Source organism: Streptomyces sp. NPDC059649 (genome assembly GCF_042734445.1).
In the GTDB taxonomy this organism is placed as follows: domain Bacteria; phylum Actinomycetota; class Actinomycetes; order Streptomycetales; family Streptomycetaceae; genus Streptomyces.
This window is the reverse complement of the sequence record NZ_JBHWDV010000004.1, coordinates 196,550-219,077: the sequence shown is the minus strand read 5'-3', so window position 1 is coordinate 219,077 and position 22,528 is coordinate 196,550. Positions and strand designations below refer to the sequence as shown.

The following is a 22,528-nucleotide window of genomic DNA, read 5'->3' as shown; positions in this document are numbered from 1 at the left end:
GGTCCACGGGACGCGGCTTGGGGGAGCCCTCTGGTAGTTGTGGCAGGGCTGTCAGACTTCGAGATACGGCACGGCGTGCATCCGCGCACGTCGAGGCACATCGACGTACATCGAGGCACATCGGGGGGACGACGTGTACAGCTTTTACGTGTTCGAGGGCTCCTTCTGGCAGGGCGGCGGCGGTTGGGAGCACCTTGAGGTGTGCAGCACCCTCGGCGAGCTCGATGCCTCGGTCGCCTACTACGTGCGTACGGGTGCATGGGCGGCCGGCGATACATTCGTGGTCAGGGTCTACCAGCGCGGGGAACTGCTGGTGGAGCGGGAGTTGGACCCGTTCGTGACGGTGAAGGTCCCCGGGCTGACGGCGATACGGTCCGCCCAAGTCATGGGATCCGCCGAGGAGACGGGGTCCGCCGAGGAGATGCGGTCCACTGACAACATGCGGGCGAGCGGCGGCGTACCGGAGCCCGGTGGGCGGTATGACGGCATGGACGAGGGTGCGATCTGGGAGGTTCTGCCCCAGGACATGTACGAGATCGCGGAAGAGTCGCCCGAGGCCATCGGCGTAAGCGTCGACTGGGACGGGCTTGCCCTGCCGGCACTGGCCTCTCCCGTGCTGCCGCCGGGGGCCGGAGTCGTGATCGACGGGCGCGAGTTGGGCTACGGCCGCAACTCGACACTGGACGGCTGCATTTGATGATGACGAACGTCCGCCTTCGACGTCCGTCCTCTCTCGTCCCGGCGGTGTTCGTCTCCCGCCCTGGCGGTGTTCTTCTCCCGTCCCGGCGGTGTTCGTCACAGCGTCCGTAATTGCGGGGCCCGGCCCCGGCCCGCTTCTTAAGATCAGCCGGTGCCCGCTGATATATCGCTCTTCGCCCTGACCCTGCTCTGCCTGGCCGCGCTCGCGGCGGGCTGGATCGACGCCGTGGTGGGCGGTGGCGGGCTGTTGTTGCTCCCGGCCCTGCTCGTCGGCCTTCCGCACGTCCCCGCCGCGTACGTCCTCGGCACCAACAAGTCCACCGCCATCGTGGGGACGACGGCGGCCGCGGTCACCTACGTGCGCAAGGCGCCGATCGATCTGCGGACCGCGCTGCGGATCGGGCTGGCGGCGGTGGCCGGATCGCTGGGCGGGGCGTTCTTCGCTGCCGGGATCAACAGCGAGGTGCTGCGCCCGCTGATCATGGCGGTGCTGCTGGCGGTGCTCGTCTTCGTCCTCTTCCGCCCGGCCTTCGGGACCGCCCCCGCGCCGTCCGGGCCGGTCTCCCGGGGGCGGGTGCTCGCCGCGATCCTCGTCGCGGGTCTGGGCATCGGCTTCTACGACGGCCTGATCGGGCCGGGGACCGGCGCGTTCCTGATCATCGCGCTCGCCGCGGTGCTGCACATGGACCTGGTGACCTCGTCCGCCACGGCCAAGGTCGTGAACGTCTGCACCAATGTCGGCGCGCTGACGATGTTCGCCGTCCAGGGCACCGTGCTGTGGCAACTCGGCGCGCTGCTGGCGCTGTTCAACCTGGTGGGCGGCATGGTCGGGGCCCGGATGGCGCTCAAGCGCGGAGCCGGGTTCGTCCGAGGGGTGCTGGTGGTCGTGGTCGTCGCCCTGCTGTGCAAGCTGGCGTACGACCAGTGGATCGCGGTCTGACGGAGGCGATGCCCGGCCGACGGGAGACCGCAGGACGAGCCGGGGAGCCGGGCCCGCCAGGAGCCGCGCGGGACGGCCAGATTCAGCAGCGGCAGCGGCGGGCCGTCTCAGAGGCGGCAGCGGCAGCGGCGGGCCGTCTCAGAGGCGGCAGCGGCAGTGGCGGGGCGGTCCAGAAGCGGCGGCGGGGCCCCAGAAGCAGCAGTGGCGGGACGGTTCAGAAGCGGCAGTGGTACAGCCGCCAGGTGTCCCGGACCCTGGGCACCTTGGCCGCGGCCCGGGCGGCCAGCCGGTAGACGGGCGGGAGCTTCTCGATGCCCGGGAGCTCCAGGGCGCTGACGTCCTCGGCGATCCGCAGGCGCGGGCTCAGGGCGGCGATCCCCGCGCGGTCGGTGCCCCAGTGCAGTCGGGCCCCGGCCTTCCTGAGGACGTGGCTGAACCGCTGCGTACGGATGGCGAAGCTGCTGAAGGCGTCGAACGCGGCGGCGCCGTGCGGTGCGTGGACGATCAGCCGTCGCAGCAGCGCGGTGGCGTCCTCCTCGGTGAGGTACATCAGCAGCCCCTCGGCGACGATCATCATCGGCCGGTCGGAGGGCACCTGGGCGACCCATGCCGGGTCGGTCACCGAGGAGGGGACGGCCGTGTAGTCGGCCGCCGGCTCCGGGTACAGCTCCCGGCGCAGGTCGATGACCTCGGGGTAGTCGACGTCGAACCAGCGGACTCCGGGGCCCGGGGCGAGCCGGTGGACGCGGGTGTCGAGGCCGCAGCCCAGATGCACCACCACGGCGTCGTCGTGCCGCTCCAGGAACTCCGCCGTCCAGCGGTCCAACTGGCGGGCGCGCAGCGCCACCGTGACGGCGTCGCCGGCGCTCAGCCGCATCGCGCGGAAGTCGTAGTCGAGCTGGCGGACGGTGTCGAGGGCCAGGGTGTCGCCGAGGATCGGGTCGGGGGAGAGGCAGTCGATGGCGCGGGCGTAGAGCGTGGGAAGGAGGGTCTCCTTCTCGCCGGTCAGCCGCACCTTGATGCCCGGCCCGCTGTCAGGGGTCTTGGGGGCCGGGCCGTCACCGTGCCTGGGACTCGTCATGGCCACAAGCTACATAAGATTCAGAAAAACGTGAAGCCTACTCCTGCTTCGCGCGAATTCACGCCTGCTTGGCGCCTGCCGCTCCCGCCCGGCGCCTGCCCTGCTCCCGCCTGGTGCCTCCTCAGCGCCTACCCCCGCGCCATCCCCACCGTCTCCGCGCCGCGGATCCCCTCGCCCTTGAACTCCGTGACGGAGGTCAGCAGCACCGCCGAGTCCTCGACGGCCTCCAGCCCATGCCGTTCCTGCGGTATCACGGCGATCTGACCCGCCTTCAGCTCGGCGCCGTCGCCCGGTCCGGTCAGCCGGACCCGCCCCTTGAGGACCTGCAGACTGGCCGCGGGGGGCGCCTGGTGCTCGTCCAGCGAGGCTCCCGTGATCAGCGCGATCACGGTCTGCCGCAGCGGACCGTCGTGGAGGAAGAGATAGGCGCTGCGGCCGTGCGCGGAGGCCCTGGCGTCGTCGAGCTGCTGGCGGGTGAGTGCGTCGAGGTCGTACATGGTGCTGGCCTTTCGCATGCGTGCCGGCGGCTGGCCCCCTTCCATCGTTGCCGCTGTACCGGCGGATGCAACCGGGGAATTCGGCCCCGTGCGTCCCATACGTCCCGTGCGTCCGGGTGCATGCCCCCGCGGGGGCGGCCCGTCAGCTGAGGGATGATCATCTCCGTCCGTACGATGCGGTCCGTACGATGCGGGCGGCCGTTTATTGCCCCCACCGTGTGCCCACCATGTGCCCCCACCATGTCCCCCACCATGAAGGATGCGCCACCGTGGCCGATCCCACCGACCCGACCTCCCATCCGGCCTCCCAGCCGACCTCCCGCCCGGGCGAACCGCCCGTGTCCACCGAGTTCCTGACCGTCATGACCACCACGGACAGCGAGGAGGCGGCCGAGCGCCTGGCCCGCGGCGCGATCGAGGGCCGGCTCGCCGCCTGTGCCCAGGTCGGCGCCCCGGTGACCTCGGTCTACCGCTGGAACGACGCGGTGGAGACCGCGCGGGAATGGCAGGTCTTGTTCAAGACGTCGCAGGCGCGCTACCCGGAGCTGGAGCGCTACCTCCTCACGACGCACGACTACGACACCCCCGAGATCATCGCCACCCCGATCACCCGCGGCGGGGCCGGCTATCTGTCCTGGGTCGCCGAGGAGACAAGCTCCCGGGCCGCAGGGGAGACCAGCTCCTCGGTCGCGCAGGGGATCCGCTCCTCGGCCACAGAGGAGAGCAGCTCCTCGTCCGCGAAGGAGACGAGTTCGTCGGTCGTGAAGGGGACGAGCTGACGTGGCGCGACACGCGAGGCGGCGGGCCGCGGTCCCGCTGCGCACCCCTCTGCTGACCCGCGGCGGCAGGGCCGTGACGGCGGCCCTGGGAATGGCGGTCTGCCTGGCCGCGGCACCGGCCGTCCACGCGGCCGAACGCGTCCGGGGCGGCGCTGCCGTCGACGACCGGCCGACTCAGTCCGCCGGCCGGCCGACCAAGGCCCCGGGTCGGCCGACCAAGGCCCCGGACGCGCCCTGGACCAGCCGGGACGCCGCGGCCTACTGGACGCCCGAGCGGATGGCCGCCGCCGCGCCGGCCGAGAACGACACCCCGGGCGGGACCGGTTCCGCGTCCGCGTCCGCGTCGGCATCCGCGTACGCCTCCGCGTCCAGCTCCGCGTCCGGAGCCAAATCGTCCGGTGCCGCGGCCCGACTCCCCGCCACCGCCCGGCATTTCGACGGCATCCCGTCCGTCGGCGTGCTGTTCTCGGTGGACGGCGATGCCCGGGCCCACCACTGCACCGCCAGTGTGGTGCGCAGCCCGCACCGCAACCTGATCCTCACCGCGGGGCACTGCAACCCGGGCGACCATGCCGCGTTCGTCCCGGAGTATCGTTCCGGCGCGCAGACCCAGCCGTACGGGGTGTGGGCGATCGACGAGTCCTTCGCCTACCCGGAGCGCGGCACCACCGGCGACAGCTCCGATCTCGACTTCGCCTTCGCCACCGTCGAGGCGGACGCGGACGGCCGCGCCCTGGAGGACGTCACCGGCGGCAACGTCCTGGCCCCGACGCCGGGTTACACCAATGACGTCACCGTCATCGGCTACCCCGCCGTCCGCAACGACCCGGAGGACCGGGCGGTGCGCTGCGCCGCCCGGACCTCCCGGCTGGCCGGCACCAGTCAACTCCGCATGGAGTGCGGCGGTTTCTTCGGCGGCACCTCGGGCAGCCCCTGGCTCGCCGGTTTCGACGAGCGGACCGGGACCGGCCGGGTCATCGGCCTGATCGGCGGTCTCAACGGCGGCGGCCCCAAGGGCCCGAACAGCGACCGGGTCTCCTACAGCCCCTACTTCGGGGCGAAGATCCTCAGCCTGTACGCCCGCGCGACCAAGGCCTGAGACCGGGACCAGGGTCCACAGGGATCCCCAGGGACCCCCAGGGATCCCCAGGGATCCACAGGGGCCCCAGGGATCCACAGGGATCAGGTATCAGGGGTGGAGGCGCACCCCCTCACCGGAGCGCGCCTCCGCCCCCTCTCGCCGCAGCACCCCCTCACCGGAGCGCGCCTCCGCCCCGTCTCACCGCAGCGCCTCGCCAGACCTCACCGCAGCGCCTCCGGCACGCCCTTCTCCCTCACCGCAGCGCCTCCGTCACGCCCTTCTCGCGCGGGCCGAGGAACTGCGGATCGGGCCGCAGCAGCGCGTCCGCCGCCGCCTTCCCGGCCGCGAAGATCTCCCGCACACCGCCGTAGGCCCAGGTCACATCGCGCTGGGCGGCGACCCCGACCCCGTAGGAGTCGATCCCGGCCGCCGTGCACAGGGCCAGCGCGCGCCGGATGTGGAAGCCCTGGCTGACCAGCACCGCCCGGTCCACGCCGAAGATCCGGCGGGCCCGGCTGCAGGAGTCCCAGGTGTCGAAGCCCGCGTAATCGTTGACGATCTTGCGGGCCGGGACGCCGTGGTGCAGCAGATAGCCGCGCATGGCATCCGGTTCGTCGTAGTCGCGGCGGCTGTTGTCGCCGGTGACCAGCACGGCACGGACGGTGCCCCGCCGGTAGAGCGCGGCGGCCGCGTCCAGCCGGTGGGCGAGGTACGGGGACGGTTTGCCGTCCCACAGGCCCGCGCCGAAGACGATGGCGACCGGTGCGGCCGGGGCGTCGGCGACGGTCCGCACCCGGGGGCCCGCGGTGGCGTTCAGCCAGGTCGCCGGGGCCAGCGCGAGCACCGTGGCGGCCACCACGGCCTGGTAGGCGCGGCGTTGTCCGCGCCGGGTCCGCGGCAGCCGCAGCCGGGACACCCCGCCCCGTATGCGCCGCATCAGCCCTGCCGTCGGCCCTCGCATGCCCGCCCCCGTCCCCATCCCTGATCGCAAGCGGTCACCACCGCTCGCGCGGGATCATGCCCGACTGTGTCCGATCGCGTCTGATCGCCTCTGATCGCGATCGCGTCTGGAGGGAGCGACGCCCACCGGCCGATGATGGTTGCGGGACCACCTGGCATCGTGACCGACGACCCACCGCCGACGACCCACCGCCGACGACCCACCGCCAACGACCCACCGCCAACGACCCACCGCCCACCGCCGCACCCGCACCCCCGCACCGCCGACGCCGTACGGCCCCGGAGAGGACCACGACACCCCGGAGAGGACCGCGCCCCATGATCACCGAGCCCGAGCGGCTGCCCTTCTTCGTCTACGGCACGCTGCTCCCCGGCCAGGCCAACCACGCCTGGGCACTCCGCGGCCGCACCGACCACGAGGAGCCGGCCCGGATCACCGGCGCGCTGCTCTACGACGGCCCCGGCTACCCGTACGCGATACCCGGGCCGCCGGACGCGGTGGTGCACGGCGCGCTGGTGCACCCCCGGGCCGCCGACCACGACGAGGTGCGGGCGGTGCTGGACCGGCTGGAGGACTACGCGCCCGGCGACCCGCGGAACCTCTACGAGCGGGTGGTCACCGACGCGGTCCGCCCAAACGGCCGGACCGTACGGGCCTGGGTCTACCTGGCCGCCGGGCCGCTCGCCGCCCGGCTGCGCGCGACCGGCACGCCCATAGCGGGCGGCGACTGGCGGGCCGCCCGCCTGGCGCGCGTCCACCACCCGAGGGGCTCCGCCGCTCCCCACCACCATGTGGGCTCCGGCGGTCCCACGACTAGGCTGGAAGATCCCTCCCGTAGTACCGAGGGCCCTTCACCTACCGCAGAACAGGTCTGACCGCGTGGCTTCCTCCCCGAACCCCTCCACCGACCGGCCGGCCCCCGGGCCGCTGCCCAAGGCGGAACTGCACCTGCACATCGAGGGCACGCTGGAGCCCGGACTGGCCTTCGCGCTCGCCCGGCGCAACGGCGTGCGGCTGCCGTACGCCACCGAGGACGAGCTGCGCCGCGCCTACTCCTTCGCGGACCTGCAGTCCTTCCTGGACCTGTACTACGCGCTGATGGCCGTGCTGCGCACCGAGGACGACTTCGCCGACCTCGCGCACGCCTACCTCGCCCGCGCCAAGGAGCAGGGCGTACGGCACGCCGAGATCTTCTTCGACCCGCAGGCGCACACCTCGCGCGGGGTCGCGATCGGCACGGTGATCGACGGCCTGGCCCGGGCGCTGGACGCCGCCGAGGAGACGTACGGCATCAGCACCCGGCTGATCATGTGCTTCCTGCGGGACGAGAGCGCCGAATCGGCCCTGGCCACCTTCGAGGCGGCCCGCCCGTACCTACACCGGATCACCGCCGTCGGGCTGGACTCGGCCGAGGTCGGGCATCCGCCGGTGAAGTTCCGGGAGGTCTTCGCGCTGGCGAGGGAGGCCGGGCTCAAGTGCGTGGCGCACGCGGGCGAGGAGGGCCCGCCGGCGTACGTCTGGGAGGCCCTGGACGTCCTCGGCGTGGACCGGATCGACCACGGGGTGCGGTCCATGGAGGACGAGCGGCTGGTCGCCCGCCTGGTGGCGGACCAGGTGCCGCTCACGGTCTGCCCGCTGTCGAACCTCCGCCTGCGGGTGGTCGACGACCTCGCCGATCACCCGCTGCCCGCGATGCTGGACGCCGGGCTGCTGGTGACCGTCAACTCCGATGACCCCGCGTACTTCGGCGGTTACGCGGACGACAACTTCACCGCCGTACGCGATGCCCTCGGCCTCGACGACGCGACCCTGCGCAGGCTCGCCCGCAACTCCTTCCGCGCGTCCTTCCTGGACGAGCCGACGCGCGAGCGCTACCTGAAGGAGATCGACGCGCACGAGGTGGCCGCCAAGGAAACGGGCGCGGAATCCGGCGCATCCGGAGGGGCCGCCGGGGAGGGCGGCGCACACGGGGCGTAGCGGCGGCGGCAGTCGATCGGAACACGGAGTTCCCAGCGGGGAAACGGCGGCGCAACGCCCGGCTGCCACGCTCGGATCATGACGGTGCCGATACCGCAGCCCTCCGCCTCCGCCTCCCCCGCGCCGCTCGGTGCGGGGGACCTCGCCGCCGAGATCACCGCCCAGCTCAGCAGCCAGCTCCGCACGGTCCGGCTGTACGGCTTCCGCACACCGCGCCCGGCCGCGCCCACCCTCGTCGCCGTCGCGCACGGCAGCCGGGACCCGCGCGCCCTGCCGGCCGTCCGCGCGCTCCTGGACCGGGTCCGTGCGCTCCGCCCCGGCCTGCCGGTACGCCTCGGCCACATCGAGCTCAACCGCCCGCTGCTCGCCGACACCCTCACCGACCTCCGCGGCGACGCCGTGCTCGTCCCGCTGCTTTTCGGCCACGGCTACCACGTCACCCACGACCTGCCCGCCGCCCTGGCGGCCGCACCCCATCTGACCGGCCGGATCGCCGCACCGCTCGGCCCGCACCCGCTCCTCGCCGAGGCGCTGCACGGCCGGCTGCTGGAGGCCGGCGCCGCCGGGGGGAGCACGGCCGTGGTCCTGGCCGCCGCGGGCTCCCGGGCCGCCCGCTCCGCCCGGGACACCGAGTGCACCGCCCGGCTCCTCTCCGCCCGCCTCGGCGGCCTCCCCGTCGTCCCCGCCTACGCGTCCGCCGCCGCCCCGACCGTCGCCGAAGCCGTCCGTACGCTGACCGCCGACGGCCACGAGCGGATCGCGCTGGCCAGCTGCTTCACCGCCCCCGGCCGCTTCGCCACCCAGTGCGCGGCCGGCGCCCCCGGCATCGCCGCCGCGCCCCTGGGCGACCACCCCGCGCTGGCCCGCCTCGTACTGCACCGCTACGACCAGGCGCTCCTCGGGCGCACCGGATCCGACCCCGAGAGCATCAGGGCGGCTACCGTCGCTGTATGACGGGCACACCACCGACCATCACCGGCTACACCGCGGCCGATACCGAACGCTGGGTCACCGAGCCCGACAAACGCCCGGGGCGCACCGCCTTCCAGCGTGACCGCGCCCGGGTGCTGCACTCCGCCGCGCTGCGCAGACTGGCCGGAAAGACCCAGGTCGTCACCCCCGGCACGCTCACCCACGCCTGGGACGCCAGCCCGCGCACCCGGCTGACCCACTCCCTGGAGTGCGCCCAGGTCGGCCGCGAACTGGGCGCCGCCCTCGGCTGCGACCCCGACCTGGTCGAGACCGCCTGTCTGGCGCACGACCTCGGCCACCCGCCTTTCGGGCACAACGGCGAACAGGCCCTCAACGAAGTCGCCGCGCCCTGCGGCGGCTTCGAGGGCAACGCCCAGTCCCTGCGGCTGCTGGCCCGTCTGGAGCCCAAGCGGTTCGTGCCCGCACCGGACGGTTCGGTGCTCAGCGTCGGCCTCAACCTCACCCGCGCCGCGCTCGACGCCGCCACCAAGTACCCCTGGCCGCGCGGTGCGCACCCCGCCGACCCGGGCTCCCCGAAGTTCGGGGTCTACGAGGACGACCGGCCGGTGTTCGCCTGGTTGCGGCAGGACGCGCCCGACGCGGCCCGCAGCTTCGAGGCGCAGGTCATGGACTGGTCCGACGACGTGGCGTATTCGGTGCACGACGTCGAGGACGGGCTGCACGCCGGGCATCTCGACCCCAACGTCCTGCTCGCCGACCCCGAACGCGCCGAGATCTTCGCGGTCGCCGCCGAGCGCTACGCCCCGGGCGCCGGACCCGAGGAGCTGGCCGCGGCGCTGGACCGCCTGCTGGAGCAGGAGTGGTGGCCGCACGGCTACGACGGCAGCGCGCTCGCCCAGGCCCGCCTCAAGGACGCCACCAGCCAGCTGATCGGCCGCTTCTGCCTCGCCGCGGAGGGCGCGACGCGGGCCCGGTGGGGGAGCGGCCGGCTCACCCGCTACGGCGCGGAGCTGGTGGTTCCGGCCGAAACCCGGCTCGAATGCGCCGTTTTGAAAGCGGTCGCCGACCGGTACGTGATGCAGCGCCCGGACCAGGAGGCGCTCCGCGCCGACCAGCGCGTGGTCATCGCCGAACTCGCCGAGGCACTGCTCGCCCGCGCCCCCGACGGCCTTGATCCCCAGTTCCGTTCGCTCTTCGAGGCGGCCCCCGACGACACCGCGCGGATGCGGGCCGTCATCGACCAGATCGCCGCCCTGACGGACACGACGGCCCGCTCCCTGCACGCCCGTCTCACCCGACGCCCCGGTAACGCGCGGGGCAACCCAGGGTGACCCTAGGGGGAAGCCCCTCTTCCCCCCTCACGCTCCGTGCGGGACGCTCGAACCCGACCGTTTTCGAACGGCGCACACAGAGAACCCCGCCAACACCGCACACATCTAACAGGGAAAGCACACCGGGAAAGCACACCGGGACGGCGCATCGGGACCGCGCATCGGGACAGCACACCGGTCAGCACACGGGGGAAGGCACACCGGAACCACCACACCGGCGGCACATCGGGGGCGTTTACGGACGCGGACGCGGACGTACGGCACCGCAACGAGGAGGAAGCAAGTGGTCGACGCACACCAGACGTTCGTCATCGTCGGGGGTGGCCTGGCCGGGGCGAAGGCCGCGGAGACGCTCCGCTCCGAGGGCTTCACCGGCCGGGTGATCCTCATCTGTGACGAGCGCGACCACCCGTACGAGCGCCCGCCGCTCTCCAAGGGGTACCTGCTCGGCAAGGAGGAGCGCGACAGCGTCTTCATCCACGAACCCGCCTGGTACGCCCAGGCGCACATCGAGCTCCACCTGGGCCAGCCCGCCGTCCACCTGGACCCGGCCGGCCGGACCGTCCGCCTGGGCGACGGCACCCTCATCGCCTACGACAAACTGCTGCTGGCCACCGGCGCCGAACCGCGCCGCCTGGACATCCCCGGCACCGGCCTGGCCGGCGTGCACCACCTGCGCCGCCTCGCCCACGCCGAACGGCTGCGCGGCGTCCTGGCCTCCCTCGGCCGTGAAAACGGGCAGCTGGTGATTGCGGGGGCGGGCTGGATCGGCCTGGAGGTCGCCGCCGCGGCCCGCTCCTACGGCGCCGAGGTCACCATCGTCGAACCCGCACCCACCGCCCTGCACGGCATCCTCGGCCCCGAACTCGGCGCCCTCTTCACCGACCTGCACCGCGAACACGGCGTCCGCTTCCACTTCGGCGCCCGCCTCACCGAAATCGTCGGCCAGGACGGCATGGTCCTCGCCGTCCGCACCGACGACGGCGAGGAACACCCCGCCCACGACGTGCTCGCCGCCATCGGCGCCGCACCGCGCACCGCCCTCGCCGAACAGGCCGGCCTCGACCTCGCCGACCCCCGCGCCGGCGGCGGCATCGCCGTCGACGCGGCGCTGCGCACCTCCGACCCGTACGTCTACGCCGCCGGTGACGTCGCCGCCGCCGACCACCCCCTCCTCGACACCCGCATCCGGGTCGAACACTGGGCCAACGCCCTCAACGGCGGCCCGGCCGCCGCCCGCGCCATGCTCGGCCAGGACATCAGCTACGACCGCGTCCCGTACTTCTTCTCCGACCAGTACGACGTCGGAATGGAGTACTCCGGCTACGCCCCGCCCGGCACGTACGCCCAGGTCGTCTGCCGCGGCGACGTCGCCAAGCGGGAGTTCCTCGCCTTCTGGCTCGCCGCCGACGGCCGGCTGCTGGCGGGCATGAACGTCAATGTCTGGGACGTCGCCGACACCATCCAGCAACTGATCCGCAGCGCTGCCCCGTTGGAGCCCGCCGCACTGGCCGATCCGGAGGTTCCGCTCGCCTCGCTGCTCCCGTAGCGTGCGCGTATGACGCAGCGCCCCAGCGGCCCCAGCGGCCACGGCGACCACCCCCGCCCCACCGGTCCCGGCGCCCCGGACACCGTCACCCTCGACGACGTTCGGGACGCCGCCCGGCGGCTGGCGGGCGTGGCCCACCGCACACCCGTCCTGCGCTCCCGCACCCTCGACGCGCTGGCCGGCACCGAGGCCCACCTCAAGTGCGAGAACTTCCAGCGCATCGGCGCCTTCAAGTTCCGCGGCGCCTACCACGCCCTCTCCCGGCTCTCCCCCGAACAGCTCGCCCGGGGAGTGGTCGCGTACTCCTCCGGCAACCACGCCCAGGCCGTCGCCCTGGCCGCCCGCGAACTGGGCAGCCACGCCGTCATCGTGATGCCCGAGGACTCCCCGCGCTCCAAGGCGGACGCCACCGCCGGCTACGGCGCCGAGATCATCCGCTACGACCGCTACACCGGCGACCGCGCCGCCCTCGCCCAGGAACTCGCCGAGGACCGCGGGCTGGCCCTGATCCCGCCGTACGAGCACCCGCACATCATCGCCGGGCAGGGCACCGCCGCACTGGAACTGCTGGAGGAGACCGGCCCGCTCGACGCGCTCCTGGTGCCCGTCGGAGGCGGTGGCCTGATGGCCGGCTCGGCCACCGCGGCCACCGCGCTCGCCCCCGGCATCCGCATGATCGGTGTCGAGCCGGAGGCCGGCGACGACACCCGGCGCTCACTGGCCGCCGGCCACCCCGTCACCATCCCCGTCCCGCGCACCATCGCCGACGGCCAGGCCGTCGACACCCCCGGCGCCCTGACCTTCGCGATCAACCAGCGGCTCATCGACTCGGTGGTCCTGGTGAGCGACGACGAGATCCGCGCCGCCATGACGTTCGCCTTCGAACGGCTGAAGATCGTCACCGAGCCCAGCGGCGCCAGCGCCCTGGCCGCCCTCCTCACCGGCCGGGCCGGCCCGCTCCCGCCCCGCACCGGCGTGATCATCTCCGGCGGCAACATCGGCCTCGAACGGTTCCTGGCGGTGATGGCGGGCGCGGACGGATGACGCGGAGAACGGCCCGACCACGGTCCGGAACGAACCGATCCACCGCGGTGACCTGGGCCGATGCCCGCCGCACCACGGCCGGGCCGCCGACCGCGACGCCGGCTCGACCGGAAGCGTCCGACCCGGGCCGCGACGCCGGCGCGGGCAGGACTGTCCGACCCCGGCCGTAGAATTCACGCGTGGCAGGCAGGATCAACGATGACGATGTGAAGGCGGTACGGGACGCGGTCCCGATCGACGCCGTCGTGTCCGAGTACCTCCAGCTCCGCAACGCCGGCGGCGGCAACCTCAAGGGCCTCTGCCCCTTCCACGACGAGAAGTCCCCGTCCTTCCACGTCAGCCCCGCCAAGGGCCTCTACCACTGCTTCGGCTGCCAGGAGGGCGGCGACACCGTCGACTTCATCATGAAGCTCGACCACCTCTCCTTCGCCGAGACCATCGAGCGCCTCGCCTCCCAGGCCGGCATCACCCTGCGCTACGAAGAGGGCGGCTACACCCCCGGCCGCCAGCAGGGCGAGCGCACCCGCCTGGTGGAGGCCCACAAGGCCGCCGCCCAGTTCTACGTCGAACAGCTCGACAGCCCCGAGGCCGAGATCGGCCGCCGGTTCCTCGCCGAGCGCGGCTTCGACCAGGCCGCCGCCCAGCACTTCGGCGTCGGCTACAGCCCGGCCGGCTGGGACCACCTCACGCGCTTCCTGCGCGGCCGCGGCTTCAGCGACAAGGAGCTGATCCTCTCCGGCCTCGCCCAGGACAGCCGCAGCGGCAAGCCCATCGACCGCTTCCGCGGCCGCCTGATGTGGCCGATCCGCGACATCGCCGGCGAGGTCGTCGGCTTCGGCGCCCGCAAGCTCCGCGACGACGACAACGGCCCCAAGTACCTCAACACCCCCGAGACCCCCCTCTACCGCAAGTCCCAGGTCCTCTACGGCATCGACCTCGCCAAGAAGGAGATCGCCAAGGGCAACCGCGCCGTGGTCGTCGAGGGCTACACCGACGTCATGGCCTGCCACCTGGCCGGCGTCACCACCGCCATCGCCACCTGCGGCACGTCCTTCGGCGAGGGCCACATCAAGATCCTCCGCCGGCTGCTGATGGACAACTCCGGCTCCGAGGTCGTCTTCACCTTCGACGGCGACGCCGCGGGCCAGAAGGCCGCCCTGCGCGCCTTCGAGGACGACCAGAAGTTCGCCGCGCAGACCTCCATCGCCATCACCCCCGGCGGCATGGACCCCTGCGACCTGCGGCTCCACAAGGGCGACGACGCCGTCGCCGACCTCGTCGAGTCCCGTACGCCGCTCTTCGAGTTCGCCCTGCGGCACGTCGTCTCCCGGCACAACCTCGACACCGCCGTCGGCCGCGCCGCCGCCCTCGACGAGGCCGCGCCCATCGTCGCCCACATCAAGAACAGCTCCATCCAGCACGAATCCGCCGTCCAGCTCGCCGGCATGCTCGGCATCCTGGACACCCAGTTCGTGGTCAAGCGGGTCGCCCAGCTCGCCCGCTGGGCCCGCGAACGCGGCCGCGACGGCACCGGCCCCGACCAGGGCCGCCGCTCCCGCCCCGGCGCCGCCCCGGCGGCCTCCGAGCCGCCCCGCCCGGCCGCCCCGCGCGGCCCCGCGCTCAACCTCCGCAGCCCCGCCCACCGCGTCGAGCGGGAACTGCTCAAGCTCGCCCTGCAGCGCCCCGACCTGGTCTCCCCGGCCTTCGACGCCTACGGCGCCGACGAGTTCACCGCGCCGCCCTACGCCGTGGTCCGCCAGTGCATCGAGGAGGCCGGCGGCGCCACGGCCGGCGCCGCCGACAACGGCTACATCGCGCGGGTACGCGAGGCCGCCCCCGACGACACCGTCCGCGCCATGATCACCGAACTCGCCGTCGAGCCCCTGCACACCCGCCGCGACCCCGACGAGGCCTACGCCGGCGTCCAGTTGGTCACGGTCCGCCTCGCCGCCGTCAACCGACGCGTCACCGAAATCCGCGGCACCCTCCAGCGCCTCGGCCCCCGCGCCGACCCCGAACACCTGGCCGCCGTCCAGAACGAACTCTGGGTCCTCCAGCAATACGGCCAATCCCTCCGCGAACGCGGCTACGCGGCGCTGTAGGAGAACGCGGCTGTGTGGCGCTGTAAGCGACGCGGCTGCGGGGTGCCGTAAACCCTGCAGGTCAAGACGCGGCCACGTTCGGAATACTCCCCGCCCGGAATACCCCACCCACGGAATACCCCACCCGCCGCGCCGCGTTGTGGCCCCGCAGGGGGCCCTCGCGACCCTTACGGGAACCGTTCGACCGCCCCCTAGCTAGGGCCCCGGATCCCGCCCCCTCGCCACACCCTTCCCCCCGCCGCCACCCGCCAGCCCCGCCGCCACCTTCCCCGGCGCCTCCGCCTCTCCCGCACCCCGTAACACCCCGCGGTAGCCGTCCGGTCACGGACCGGACTCAAAAAGTGGTCGCACGCCCCTCGTGGCGGGACTGTGTCGTACTCCACACTGAGAAGCGGTGCCTGAGTCCTCGGAGCGCGGCGGGTCCGGTCGTACGCCACCGGAAACCCCCGCGGAACCGCTCTTGACGTACGGGACGGACGGCGGCTCGGCCGCAACCGTACCCGGCCTTTCTGCCGCCACAGCTGCGATCACCCTGGAGGTCGCCCCCGTGCAGACCCAGACCCTCGCCGACGCGCTGGCCGCCGCCCCGCAACTCCCGCCGCCCGTCGCGCCACCTGCCGCGGAGTCGGCCGCCGGGACGCTGCTCGATCCGCCCGCCGAGCCCCTCACCGTCCCGCAGCAGGCCGAACCCCCCGCCGCCGAAATGCTCCTGACCCTCACCCCGGACGCCCTCCGTCCCGAGCCCGCCCCCGACCCGAAGCACGGACCGGCCCTCTCCCCAGAGGCAGCAGTAGACGCAGAAACGAGGCCAGGCGCAGAAGCGCAAGCGGAAGCCGAACCGGAAGCGGACGCCAAAGCGAAAGCAGACGCAGAGGGGGAAGCGAAAGCAGACGCAGAACCGGAGTCCGAGTCCGAGTCCGAGTCCGAATCCGAGCCCGGCACCCCGCCCCGCGCCGACACGAGCACCGGCCCCTCCTCCGACCTCTTCCGCCAGTACCTGCGCGAGATCGGCCGGATCCCGCTGCTCACCGCCGCCGAGGAGGTCGAGCTCGCCCGCCGCGTCGAGGCCGGTCTGTTCGCCGAGGAGAAGCTCACCAGCACCCCCGACCTCTCCTCCCAACTCGCCTATGACCTCGACAAGTTGGTGGTCCTCGGCCGGATGGCCAAACGCCGGCTCATCGAGGCCAACCTGCGCCTGGTGGTCTCCGTCGCCAAGCGCTACGTCGGCCGCGGCCTGACCATGCTCGACCTCGTCCAGGAGGGCAACCTCGGGCTGATCCGCGCCGTGGAGAAGTTCGACTACGCCCGCGGCTACAAGTTCTCCACCTACGCCACGTGGTGGATCCGCCAGGCGATGTCCCGGGCCCTCGCCGACCAGGCCAGAACCATCCGCGTCCCGGTCCACGTCGTCGAGCTGATCAACCGCGTGGTGCGGGTCCAGCGCCGGATGCTCCAGGAACGGGGCTACGAACCGACCCCCGAGGAGGTCGCCGTCCATCTCGACCTGACCGAGGAACGCGTCAGCGAGGTGCTCCGGCTGGCCCAGGAACCGGTCTCGCTGCACGCCCCGGTCGGCGAGGAGGAGGACGTCGCCCTCGGCGACCTCATCGAGGACGGCGACGCCGCCTCACCCGTCGAATCCGCCGCGTTCCTGCTGCTCCGCGAGCACCTCGACGCGGTGCTGTCCACCCTCGGCGAACGCGAACGCAAGGTCGTCCAGCTCCGTTACGGCCTGGCCGACGGCCGCCCCCGCACGCTGGAGGAGATCGGCCGAATCTTCGGCGTCACCCGCGAACGGATACGGCAGATCGAGTCAAAGACCCTCAACAAACTCCGCGACCACGCCTTCGCCGACCAACTCCGCGGCTACCTGGACTAGGGCCCGACCCATCGGACAGGGCGTAGGGCTTTCCACCGGGGTCCCGCCGGAAGGCCCCGGGCGGCGCCTCGTGGTTCAGCCGGTGTCCCGCTCGTCGATCAGTCGGTGTACCGCTCGTGGTTCAGTCGGAGTCCCGCTCGTCAATCAGTCGGCGAACCGCTTGTCGCTCAGTCGGTGAACCGTGGGAATACCGCCCGCCCCCACCCCGTTGTGGCCCCGCAGGGGGCGCTCGCATCCCCTACGGGATCTGTTCGGCCCGCCCCTAGGGTCCATGGACCTAGGGCATGCCCCCTCACGCCTCCCCCTTACGCCTCTCCCTCACGCCTCCCCGTACGCCTCGCCCTCACCCCTCCCACTGGAACGCCCCAGGATGGGTCTCGTCCCGCACCGCCGTGTACTGCTGACGCACGGCCTGGCCGACCGGCAGTTCCTCGCCCGGTTCGAAGACCTGGCTCGCGGCGGCCGGCCACTGCGGCGGGTCGACCCAGGGGGACCCGCCGCCCGGTGCGGCCGGTGCCCCGGCGGCCGGCGCGAGCGTGCCGTGCGCCACCCCCCACGCCCAGGCCGCCTGCCGGGCCGCGCCCAGCGCCGCGTACTCGGCCGGCTGCGGCACCACGACCTGCACCCCGAACACCGCCGGCGCGACCGTCTGCACCGCGGCCAGTTCCGCCGCCGCACCCAGCAGGAACACCCGGCGCACCGCCACGCCCCGCCCGCGCAGCACGTCCAGCGCGTCGGCGAGCCCGCAGAGCATGCCCTCGACGGCGGCCCGCGCCAGATGCTCCGGCTTCATCGACTCGCGCCGTATCCCGTGCAACGACCCGGCGGTGTGCGGCAGATGAGGCGTCCGCTCGCCCTCCAGATAGGGCAGCAGGACCATGCCGTACGCACCGGGGGACGACTTCAGTGCCAGGTCGGACAGGCCCTGGAGGTCCGTCCCCAGCATCTCCGCGGTGCCCCGCAGCACCCGTACCGCATTGCTGGTGTGCACCACCGGCAGATGCCGTCCGGTGGCGTCGGCGAACGAGGTGATCGTGCCGCTCGGGTCGACCAGCGCCTCGTGATGGATCCCGAACACCGACCCCGAGGCGCCCAGCGACATCACGGCGTCCCCGTCGCCGACGCCCAGCCCGAACGCGGCCGCCATGGTCTCGCCCGTACCGGCCGAGATCAGCAGCCCCTCCGGGGTGAACCCGGCGGTCCCGGAGGGACCCAGCACCTCCGGCAGCCGCACCTGATGGCCCAGCGCCAGCTCGACCAGATCCGGCCGGTACGAGGCGGTCGCCGCCGACCAGTAACCCGTGCCGGAGGCCGCGCCCCGGTCCGTGGTCCGTCGCGCCGGCCGGCCCAGCAGCTGCCAGACCAGCCAGTCGTGCGGCTGCATGAGCTCCGCGACCCGGGCCGCGTGCTCCGGCTCGGTACGCGCCAGCCAGCGCAGCTTGGTCACCGGGTGCGCGGCCTGCGGCACCGCCCCGACGGCCTGCGCCCAGGCGGTGCGGCCACCCAGTGAGTCCAGCAGGTCCGCCGCGGCGCTCTGGGCCCGCTTGTCGTTGCCGACCAGCGCAGGCCGGACGAGATTGCCCTCGGCGTCCAGCGGCAGCAGCCCGTGCTGCTGTGCCGTGACCCCGATGGCCTGTACGCCCTCCAGCAGCCCGTTCCCCGCGGCCTCCCCGAGCGACATCAACCATGCCTGAGGGTCGGCGTCCGGTCCCTTCTCGACCGGGTGCGGGGCATACCCCTGCCTGATGACGGCGCCCGTGTCCGCGTCACAGACGACGATCCGTGTGCTCTCGGACGAACTGTCCAATCCGGCGACTATCCCCATGGCCCCAGATGATGCCCCATGGGACGCATAGGGAAAGAGTCAGGGTTTGCCCCTGGGGGCCGCCGCCCGCTGTCCGCTACGGATCCCGTCGGGGGCCCGCCCCTCAGGTGTTACTGGTGCCCCACTCGTCCTCGTCGGCGGAACGCTGCTCCCGCAGGGAACGCACCCGGTCGCTCACGGACGCCGGAAGCCGGTCCTCCACCTTGGCCGAGACCTTCCCGAACGCCTTGGCCGCCGCGTCCCGACCGGTCAGTGCCACCGACTCGGCACTGTTACGGACCGCCGGATTCTGCGTGACCCGCTGGGCGGCCTTGCGGAGCTGCTCGTACCGTTCCCGGCCGGCCCGTGCGCCGAGCACGTATCCCGTGGCCAGTCCCGCGATGAAAGTGAGCCGGTAGCGCATCGCTCCACCTTTCCCTGTGATCGGTCCCGTCCGATGCCGGTACGCACCGGGATGCCGGGCTGTGCCGCGCGCCTACCCTTCGGGGCCGGAGATCACCCGAGGTGACCTGAGGCGATACCGATTGGCGGAGCACCCCCCTGCTTGCGCTAATGTATGTGTCGCAGCGAGCGCCCGCCGTCCGGAGAACCGGACAGCGACGCATTCGAGGCACACGGAGCAATCCCCTGTAGCTCAATTGGCAGAGCAGCCGGCTGTTAACCGGCAGGTTACTGGTTCGAGTCCAGTCGGGGGAGCTCAATCCCCTGTAGCTCAATTGGCAGAGCATTCGGCTGTTAACCGGAGGGTTACTGGTTCGAGTCCAGTCGGGGGAGCAGATCGAGGAAGGGTCCCGGAAGGGGCCCTTTTTCGTGCGCCGTGGAACCGAAACCCCGGTGGTCGAAGTCCTCTTGGGCGTGCGTGGTCGCGGAACGGCAGCCCTCACGGGCAGCAGATCGTATGAGCGGCTATGCTGCGGCAGACGGCGCGCACAAATGTGCGCGACGCGCCGTGAGGGGGCGGTAGCTCAGCCGGTTAGAGCAGCGGACTCATAATCCGTCGGCCGTGGGTTCGAGTCCCACCCGCCCCACCACAGCACCCAGGGCGAGACCCTCTTCGCCCGGGAGAACGGGTCCACCGCCACGGCGTGGTGGTCCCGTCCCTCGCCCAGACCAAGATCCCGAGTCCCCTACGGGGGCCTGAGGTCCCGTCCGGGCCACGAGGGCCCGGTGCGGCTTCCTGAGCAGGTGCTCGATCTTCCTCACCGGCCGCGGAAGAGAAGTGATCTGCCGCGAGCTGTGCCTCAGCGGCCTTCTGGACGACCTCGATGTCGTTCCCCTGGAGCAGAGAACGGCTCGCGGAGACGCGCCGGAGATCGTGCGGGCGGACCGTTGGCAGGCCGGACGGCTCCACCAGGCGTTCGAAGCGTCGGCTCACCCGGAGGGCGACCCACCGGACACCGCCCGGGTGTCTCGCGTCCGGCCCCGCACCGTGGCCGAAGCTGGGGGGAGAGGGCATGTTTGACCTCACTGGGAGCCGTGCTTACGCTCGAAAGTGACATCTGCTTGAGGTTGCAACGATGTCCGCGCAGCAGGTTTCGAGTCCTGCTATGTCGCCTCCCTACGGTGCGTCAGGGCCTCGCGCGTTCCCGGCGCACGGTGGTGAGGCCAGGGGAACTCACATCGACATGCCGATGCATCGGCAACGCACCAACCCCGAGAGGGGCGATCATGCGCGCGAAGATCAGGTCCCACCGCATAGTCGCGGCACTGTGCACCGTGCCCTTCCTCGTGCTCGCCGGAGCCGGCGCCGCCAGCGCGGTTCCCGCCGCCGCACCGGCGGCCGCACCCACCCACGCCTCCGCCCACGGATGGGGCTGCGACGACGACTGGCGCTGGGGTGGGGACTGCTACGACCACTTCGGCTACGGCCACGGAATCAGCGTCATCATCATCGGCTGACCATCCGAGCCGCTGGACGCCCGAAGACCTCCTACCCCAGGGGGCCGGCCCGCACGGGCCGGCCCCCTGTCGTCGTGCCGGGCCGCCGGACGTTGGGCGACGCGTCCGGGCAGCGCCGATCGCGTTCCGCCCGGCGGCGGCGGACGGGCCCGACGACAGATGGCCTGTTGCAGTCGGTACAGGGAGGCCACCAGCTCATCCACGTCGGTTCGGAGGATGCCGACCTGATGCTGGAGGGAGCCACCTACGCCCAGGGCGACCAAGACGGACGACAGGGGCGTCCAACGGCGACGCCCGCCCCGTTCCTGCCAACGGCGACGCCCGCCCCGTTCCTGCCACGAACCGCCACACGGGTCAGACGGCTGGTGCTGGGCTCCGGCCGGGGGCCGCGGCGGGCGTCAGATGACCGGGGGGCGGCCGAGGCGGGTCATGCGCCAGACGGTGCGCCAGCGCATCGGGCGGCGGGGGCCGCAGGGGGTGCGGACGCCTTCGGTGAAGCCGGCGGCCCAGGCCCGTAGGCCTGCCACCGAGCGGCTGCGGACGGCGGTCAGCGCGGCCCATACGCCGAGGTAGAGCGGCACCAGGGGCGCCGGGAGGTGGCGTTTGGCGAGCCAGACGCGGTTGCGGGCGACCATGCGGTGGAAGACCGCGTGCCGGGTGGGGGAGGTGTACGGGTGCTGCAGCACGATCTCCGGGGCATAGCGGATGTGCCAGCCGTCGTCCAGGGCCCGCCAGGCCAGATCGGTCTCCTCGTGGGCGTAGAAGAAGTCGTCCGGCCAGCCGCCGATGCGGTCCAGCATGCGCAGGGAGAGGGAGTGGCCGCCGCCGAGGAAGGTGGTGACCAGGCCGCCGCGCGCGGGGTCGCCGACCCGTAGGCGGGGGACGTGCCGGCGCTGGGTGCGGCCGCGCTCGTCGGCGATGCGGAAGCTGACGATGCCCAACTTCGGGTCGGCGGCGTGCAGTTCGGTGAGCCGGCGGAAGACGTCGGGGCTGATCAGCAGGCCGTCGTCGTCGAGGTCGACCACCAGGTCGACGTCCCCGAGCTTGCGCAGTTCGTCCAGGGCGACGTTTCTGCCGCCGGCGACGCCGAGGTTCTCGCTCAGTTCGATCCCCACGGCGCCGTGCGGCAGGGGCGGCAGCGGCGAGCCGTTCCCGACGACCACGATGTGGGCCGGCGCGAGGTCCTGCTTGGCGACGGAATCCAGCAGCGCCTGGAGTTCGGCGGGGCGGTTTCCCATGGTGAGGATGGCGACGCCTACGCGCAGATGGGGCACGGGAGGAGGCTCCGTTCTCGGCGGTTCCGCGGAGGCCCCGGCGCTTCGGGGCGTACCGGTGGATCGTTCCGGGGCGGTTCCGGCGGGTCGTTCCGGGCGGTCCGGTGGGGCGTTCCGGGAGGGTTCGGGTGGGGCGTTCCGGGCGAATCGTTCCGGATGCTAGCCGTCGGGCGGGGTGGCTGCGGGCCACGGCACCGGAACGGCGACATTTCGTCCCGGGGAGTGCGGGCGCACGATGGAAGGGGTGGGGAAATCCGGGAACAACCAGGGGGCGGAGGGAGGCAGTCCTCATGATGGAGGTCAAGCCGATCGACAAGCCCGATGAGCGGCGGGACTTTCCCCGGGGCCACCTGGAGGCCCTGCATCTGACCGGCCTGGACTTCGCCGTGGCCACGTTCGAGCCGGGCTGGCGCTGGTCGGAGTCGGTGTCGCCGATCGCCGGGACCGACAGCTGCGAGGTCCACCACAACGGCTTCGTGGTCCAGGGACGGCTGCGCGTGCGGATGAACGACGGCGCGGAGACCGAGATCGGGCCCGGCGACGTCTTCGTCTGCCCGGCCGGTCACGACGCCTGGGTGGTCGGCGACGAACAGGTCGTGGTGTACGACTTCGCGGGCGGTATGGCGAAGGACTATGCGAAGGAGAGTGGGTGAGCCGTCGGATCGGGGTGCGTCGAT

The 22,528-nt window shown here is 72.7% G+C and carries 17 protein-coding genes, 3 tRNA genes and 3 pseudogenes; 17 read left to right on the top strand and 6 right to left on the bottom strand.

The genetic code is table 11. The features are described 5' to 3' along the window. Nucleotides 1–133 precede the first annotated feature (133 nt). Together ACFV1J_RS09090 and ACFV1J_RS09085 are read left to right on the top strand one after the other, a co-directional pair. Nucleotides 134–697: a hypothetical protein gene (locus tag ACFV1J_RS09090; protein WP_385856626.1), complete on the top strand. Its 564-nt coding sequence runs from the start codon at nucleotides 134–136 to the stop codon at nucleotides 695–697. 153 nt (nucleotides 698–850) lie between these two features. After that, entirely contained in the window at nucleotides 851–1,639 is a 789-nt protein-coding gene (locus ACFV1J_RS09085) for a sulfite exporter TauE/SafE family protein (RefSeq protein ID WP_385856625.1), read from the top strand. Nucleotides 1,640–1,853: 214 nt separating this feature from the next. Here the strand turns inward: ACFV1J_RS09085 and ACFV1J_RS09080 are convergent, their stop codons facing one another. After that, the gene (locus ACFV1J_RS09080) at nucleotides 1,854–2,720 is read right to left on the bottom strand and encodes a class I SAM-dependent methyltransferase (RefSeq protein WP_385856624.1); all 867 of its coding nucleotides are present in this window, start codon (nucleotides 2,718–2,720) and stop codon (nucleotides 1,854–1,856) included. 128 nt (nucleotides 2,721–2,848) lie between these two features. After that, entirely contained in the window at nucleotides 2,849–3,217 is a 369-nt protein-coding gene (locus ACFV1J_RS09075; RefSeq protein WP_385856739.1) for a cupin, read from the bottom strand. Nucleotides 3,218–3,486: 269 nt separating this feature from the next. On the opposite strand from ACFV1J_RS09075, the pseudogene cutA reads away from it, so the two are divergent. After that, a pseudogene (gene cutA / locus ACFV1J_RS09070) lies at nucleotides 3,487–3,882 on the top strand (divalent-cation tolerance protein CutA); the annotation flags it as partial. A gap of 115 nt (nucleotides 3,883–3,997) precedes the next feature. Then, nucleotides 3,998–5,095, top strand: coding sequence for a trypsin-like serine peptidase (locus ACFV1J_RS09065; RefSeq protein WP_385856623.1), 1,098 nt, complete (start codon nucleotides 3,998–4,000; stop codon nucleotides 5,093–5,095). 235 nt (nucleotides 5,096–5,330) lie between these two features. On the opposite strand, the gene ACFV1J_RS09060 is transcribed toward ACFV1J_RS09065, so the two are convergent. Beyond that, nucleotides 5,331–6,014 carry a vancomycin high temperature exclusion protein gene (locus ACFV1J_RS09060; protein WP_385856622.1) on the bottom strand — a complete coding sequence of 228 codons (684 nt, stop codon included), beginning with the start codon at nucleotides 6,012–6,014 and terminating at the stop codon, nucleotides 5,331–5,333. 341 nt (nucleotides 6,015–6,355) lie between these two features. On the opposite strand from ACFV1J_RS09060, the pseudogene ACFV1J_RS09055 reads away from it, so the two are divergent. From ACFV1J_RS09055 to ACFV1J_RS09020, 8 genes and pseudogenes are all read left to right on the top strand, one after another. After that, nucleotides 6,356–6,775, top strand: a pseudogene (locus ACFV1J_RS09055) (gamma-glutamylcyclotransferase family protein); the annotation flags it as partial. Between the two features lie 142 nt (nucleotides 6,776–6,917). Beyond that, nucleotides 6,918–7,934 (top strand): annotated as a pseudogene (locus ACFV1J_RS09050) (adenosine deaminase); the annotation flags it as partial. A 159-nt stretch (nucleotides 7,935–8,093) separates the two neighbouring features. Then, nucleotides 8,094–8,969, top strand: a complete 876-nt coding sequence (locus ACFV1J_RS09045; RefSeq protein WP_385856621.1) for a sirohydrochlorin chelatase — start codon at nucleotides 8,094–8,096, stop codon at nucleotides 8,967–8,969. Next, on the top strand, nucleotides 8,966–10,279 hold the full coding sequence (locus tag ACFV1J_RS09040) for a deoxyguanosinetriphosphate triphosphohydrolase (protein WP_385856620.1): 1,314 nt from the start codon (nucleotides 8,966–8,968) through the stop codon (nucleotides 10,277–10,279). Before ACFV1J_RS09045 ends, ACFV1J_RS09040 begins: the two co-directional genes overlap by 4 nt. A 283-nt stretch (nucleotides 10,280–10,562) precedes the next feature. Continuing rightward, nucleotides 10,563–11,828, top strand: coding sequence for an NAD(P)/FAD-dependent oxidoreductase (locus tag ACFV1J_RS09035; RefSeq protein WP_385856619.1), 1,266 nt, complete (start codon nucleotides 10,563–10,565; stop codon nucleotides 11,826–11,828). Between the two features lie 9 nt (nucleotides 11,829–11,837). Further along, nucleotides 11,838–12,872 carry a pyridoxal-phosphate dependent enzyme gene (locus tag ACFV1J_RS09030; RefSeq protein WP_385856618.1) on the top strand — a complete coding sequence of 345 codons (1,035 nt, stop codon included), beginning with the start codon at nucleotides 11,838–11,840 and terminating at the stop codon, nucleotides 12,870–12,872. A 179-nt stretch (nucleotides 12,873–13,051) separates the two neighbouring features. After that, the gene (gene dnaG / locus ACFV1J_RS09025; RefSeq protein ID WP_385856617.1) at nucleotides 13,052–14,974 is read left to right on the top strand and encodes a DNA primase; all 1,923 of its coding nucleotides are present in this window, start codon (nucleotides 13,052–13,054) and stop codon (nucleotides 14,972–14,974) included. Between the two features lie 460 nt (nucleotides 14,975–15,434). Then, nucleotides 15,435–16,853, top strand: a complete 1,419-nt coding sequence (locus ACFV1J_RS09020) for an RNA polymerase sigma factor (RefSeq protein WP_385856616.1) — start codon at nucleotides 15,435–15,437, stop codon at nucleotides 16,851–16,853. Nucleotides 16,854–17,196: 343 nt separating this feature from the next. On the opposite strand, the gene ACFV1J_RS09015 is transcribed toward ACFV1J_RS09020, so the two are convergent. Both ACFV1J_RS09015 and ACFV1J_RS09010 read right to left on the bottom strand, forming a co-directional pair. Next, nucleotides 17,197–18,678 carry an FGGY family carbohydrate kinase gene (locus tag ACFV1J_RS09015; RefSeq protein WP_385856615.1) on the bottom strand — a complete coding sequence of 494 codons (1,482 nt, stop codon included), beginning with the start codon at nucleotides 18,676–18,678 and terminating at the stop codon, nucleotides 17,197–17,199. 103 nt (nucleotides 18,679–18,781) lie between these two features. After that, nucleotides 18,782–19,081, bottom strand: a complete 300-nt coding sequence (locus ACFV1J_RS09010) for a hypothetical protein (protein WP_030416956.1) — start codon at nucleotides 19,079–19,081, stop codon at nucleotides 18,782–18,784. Nucleotides 19,082–19,301: 220 nt separating this feature from the next. On the opposite strand from ACFV1J_RS09010, the gene ACFV1J_RS09005 reads away from it, so the two are divergent. The 4 genes from ACFV1J_RS09005 to ACFV1J_RS08990 all read left to right on the top strand — a co-directional run bounded on the left by ACFV1J_RS09005 (nucleotide 19,302) and on the right by ACFV1J_RS08990 (nucleotide 20,577). Continuing rightward, nucleotides 19,302–19,374: transfer RNA gene (locus ACFV1J_RS09005), tRNA-Asn, on the top strand. Nucleotides 19,375–19,379: 5 nt separating this feature from the next. Then, nucleotides 19,380–19,452 (top strand) — tRNA-Asn (locus ACFV1J_RS09000). Nucleotides 19,453–19,632: 180 nt separating this feature from the next. After that, nucleotides 19,633–19,709, top strand: a tRNA-Ile gene (locus ACFV1J_RS08995). Between the two features lie 637 nt (nucleotides 19,710–20,346). Next, nucleotides 20,347–20,577 (top strand): hypothetical protein, encoded by a 231-nt coding sequence (locus ACFV1J_RS08990; RefSeq protein ID WP_385856614.1) that lies wholly within the window; start codon nucleotides 20,347–20,349, stop codon nucleotides 20,575–20,577. Between the two features lie 398 nt (nucleotides 20,578–20,975). Here the strand turns inward: ACFV1J_RS08990 and ACFV1J_RS08985 are convergent, their stop codons facing one another. Next, on the bottom strand, nucleotides 20,976–21,851 hold the full coding sequence (locus tag ACFV1J_RS08985; protein WP_385856612.1) for a glycosyltransferase family 2 protein: 876 nt from the start codon (nucleotides 21,849–21,851) through the stop codon (nucleotides 20,976–20,978). 290 nt (nucleotides 21,852–22,141) lie between these two features. On the opposite strand from ACFV1J_RS08985, the gene ACFV1J_RS08980 reads away from it, so the two are divergent. Further along, nucleotides 22,142–22,504: a cupin domain-containing protein gene (locus ACFV1J_RS08980; RefSeq protein ID WP_385856611.1), complete on the top strand. Its 363-nt coding sequence runs from the start codon at nucleotides 22,142–22,144 to the stop codon at nucleotides 22,502–22,504. The last annotated feature ends 24 nt before the right edge of the window (nucleotides 22,505–22,528 follow it).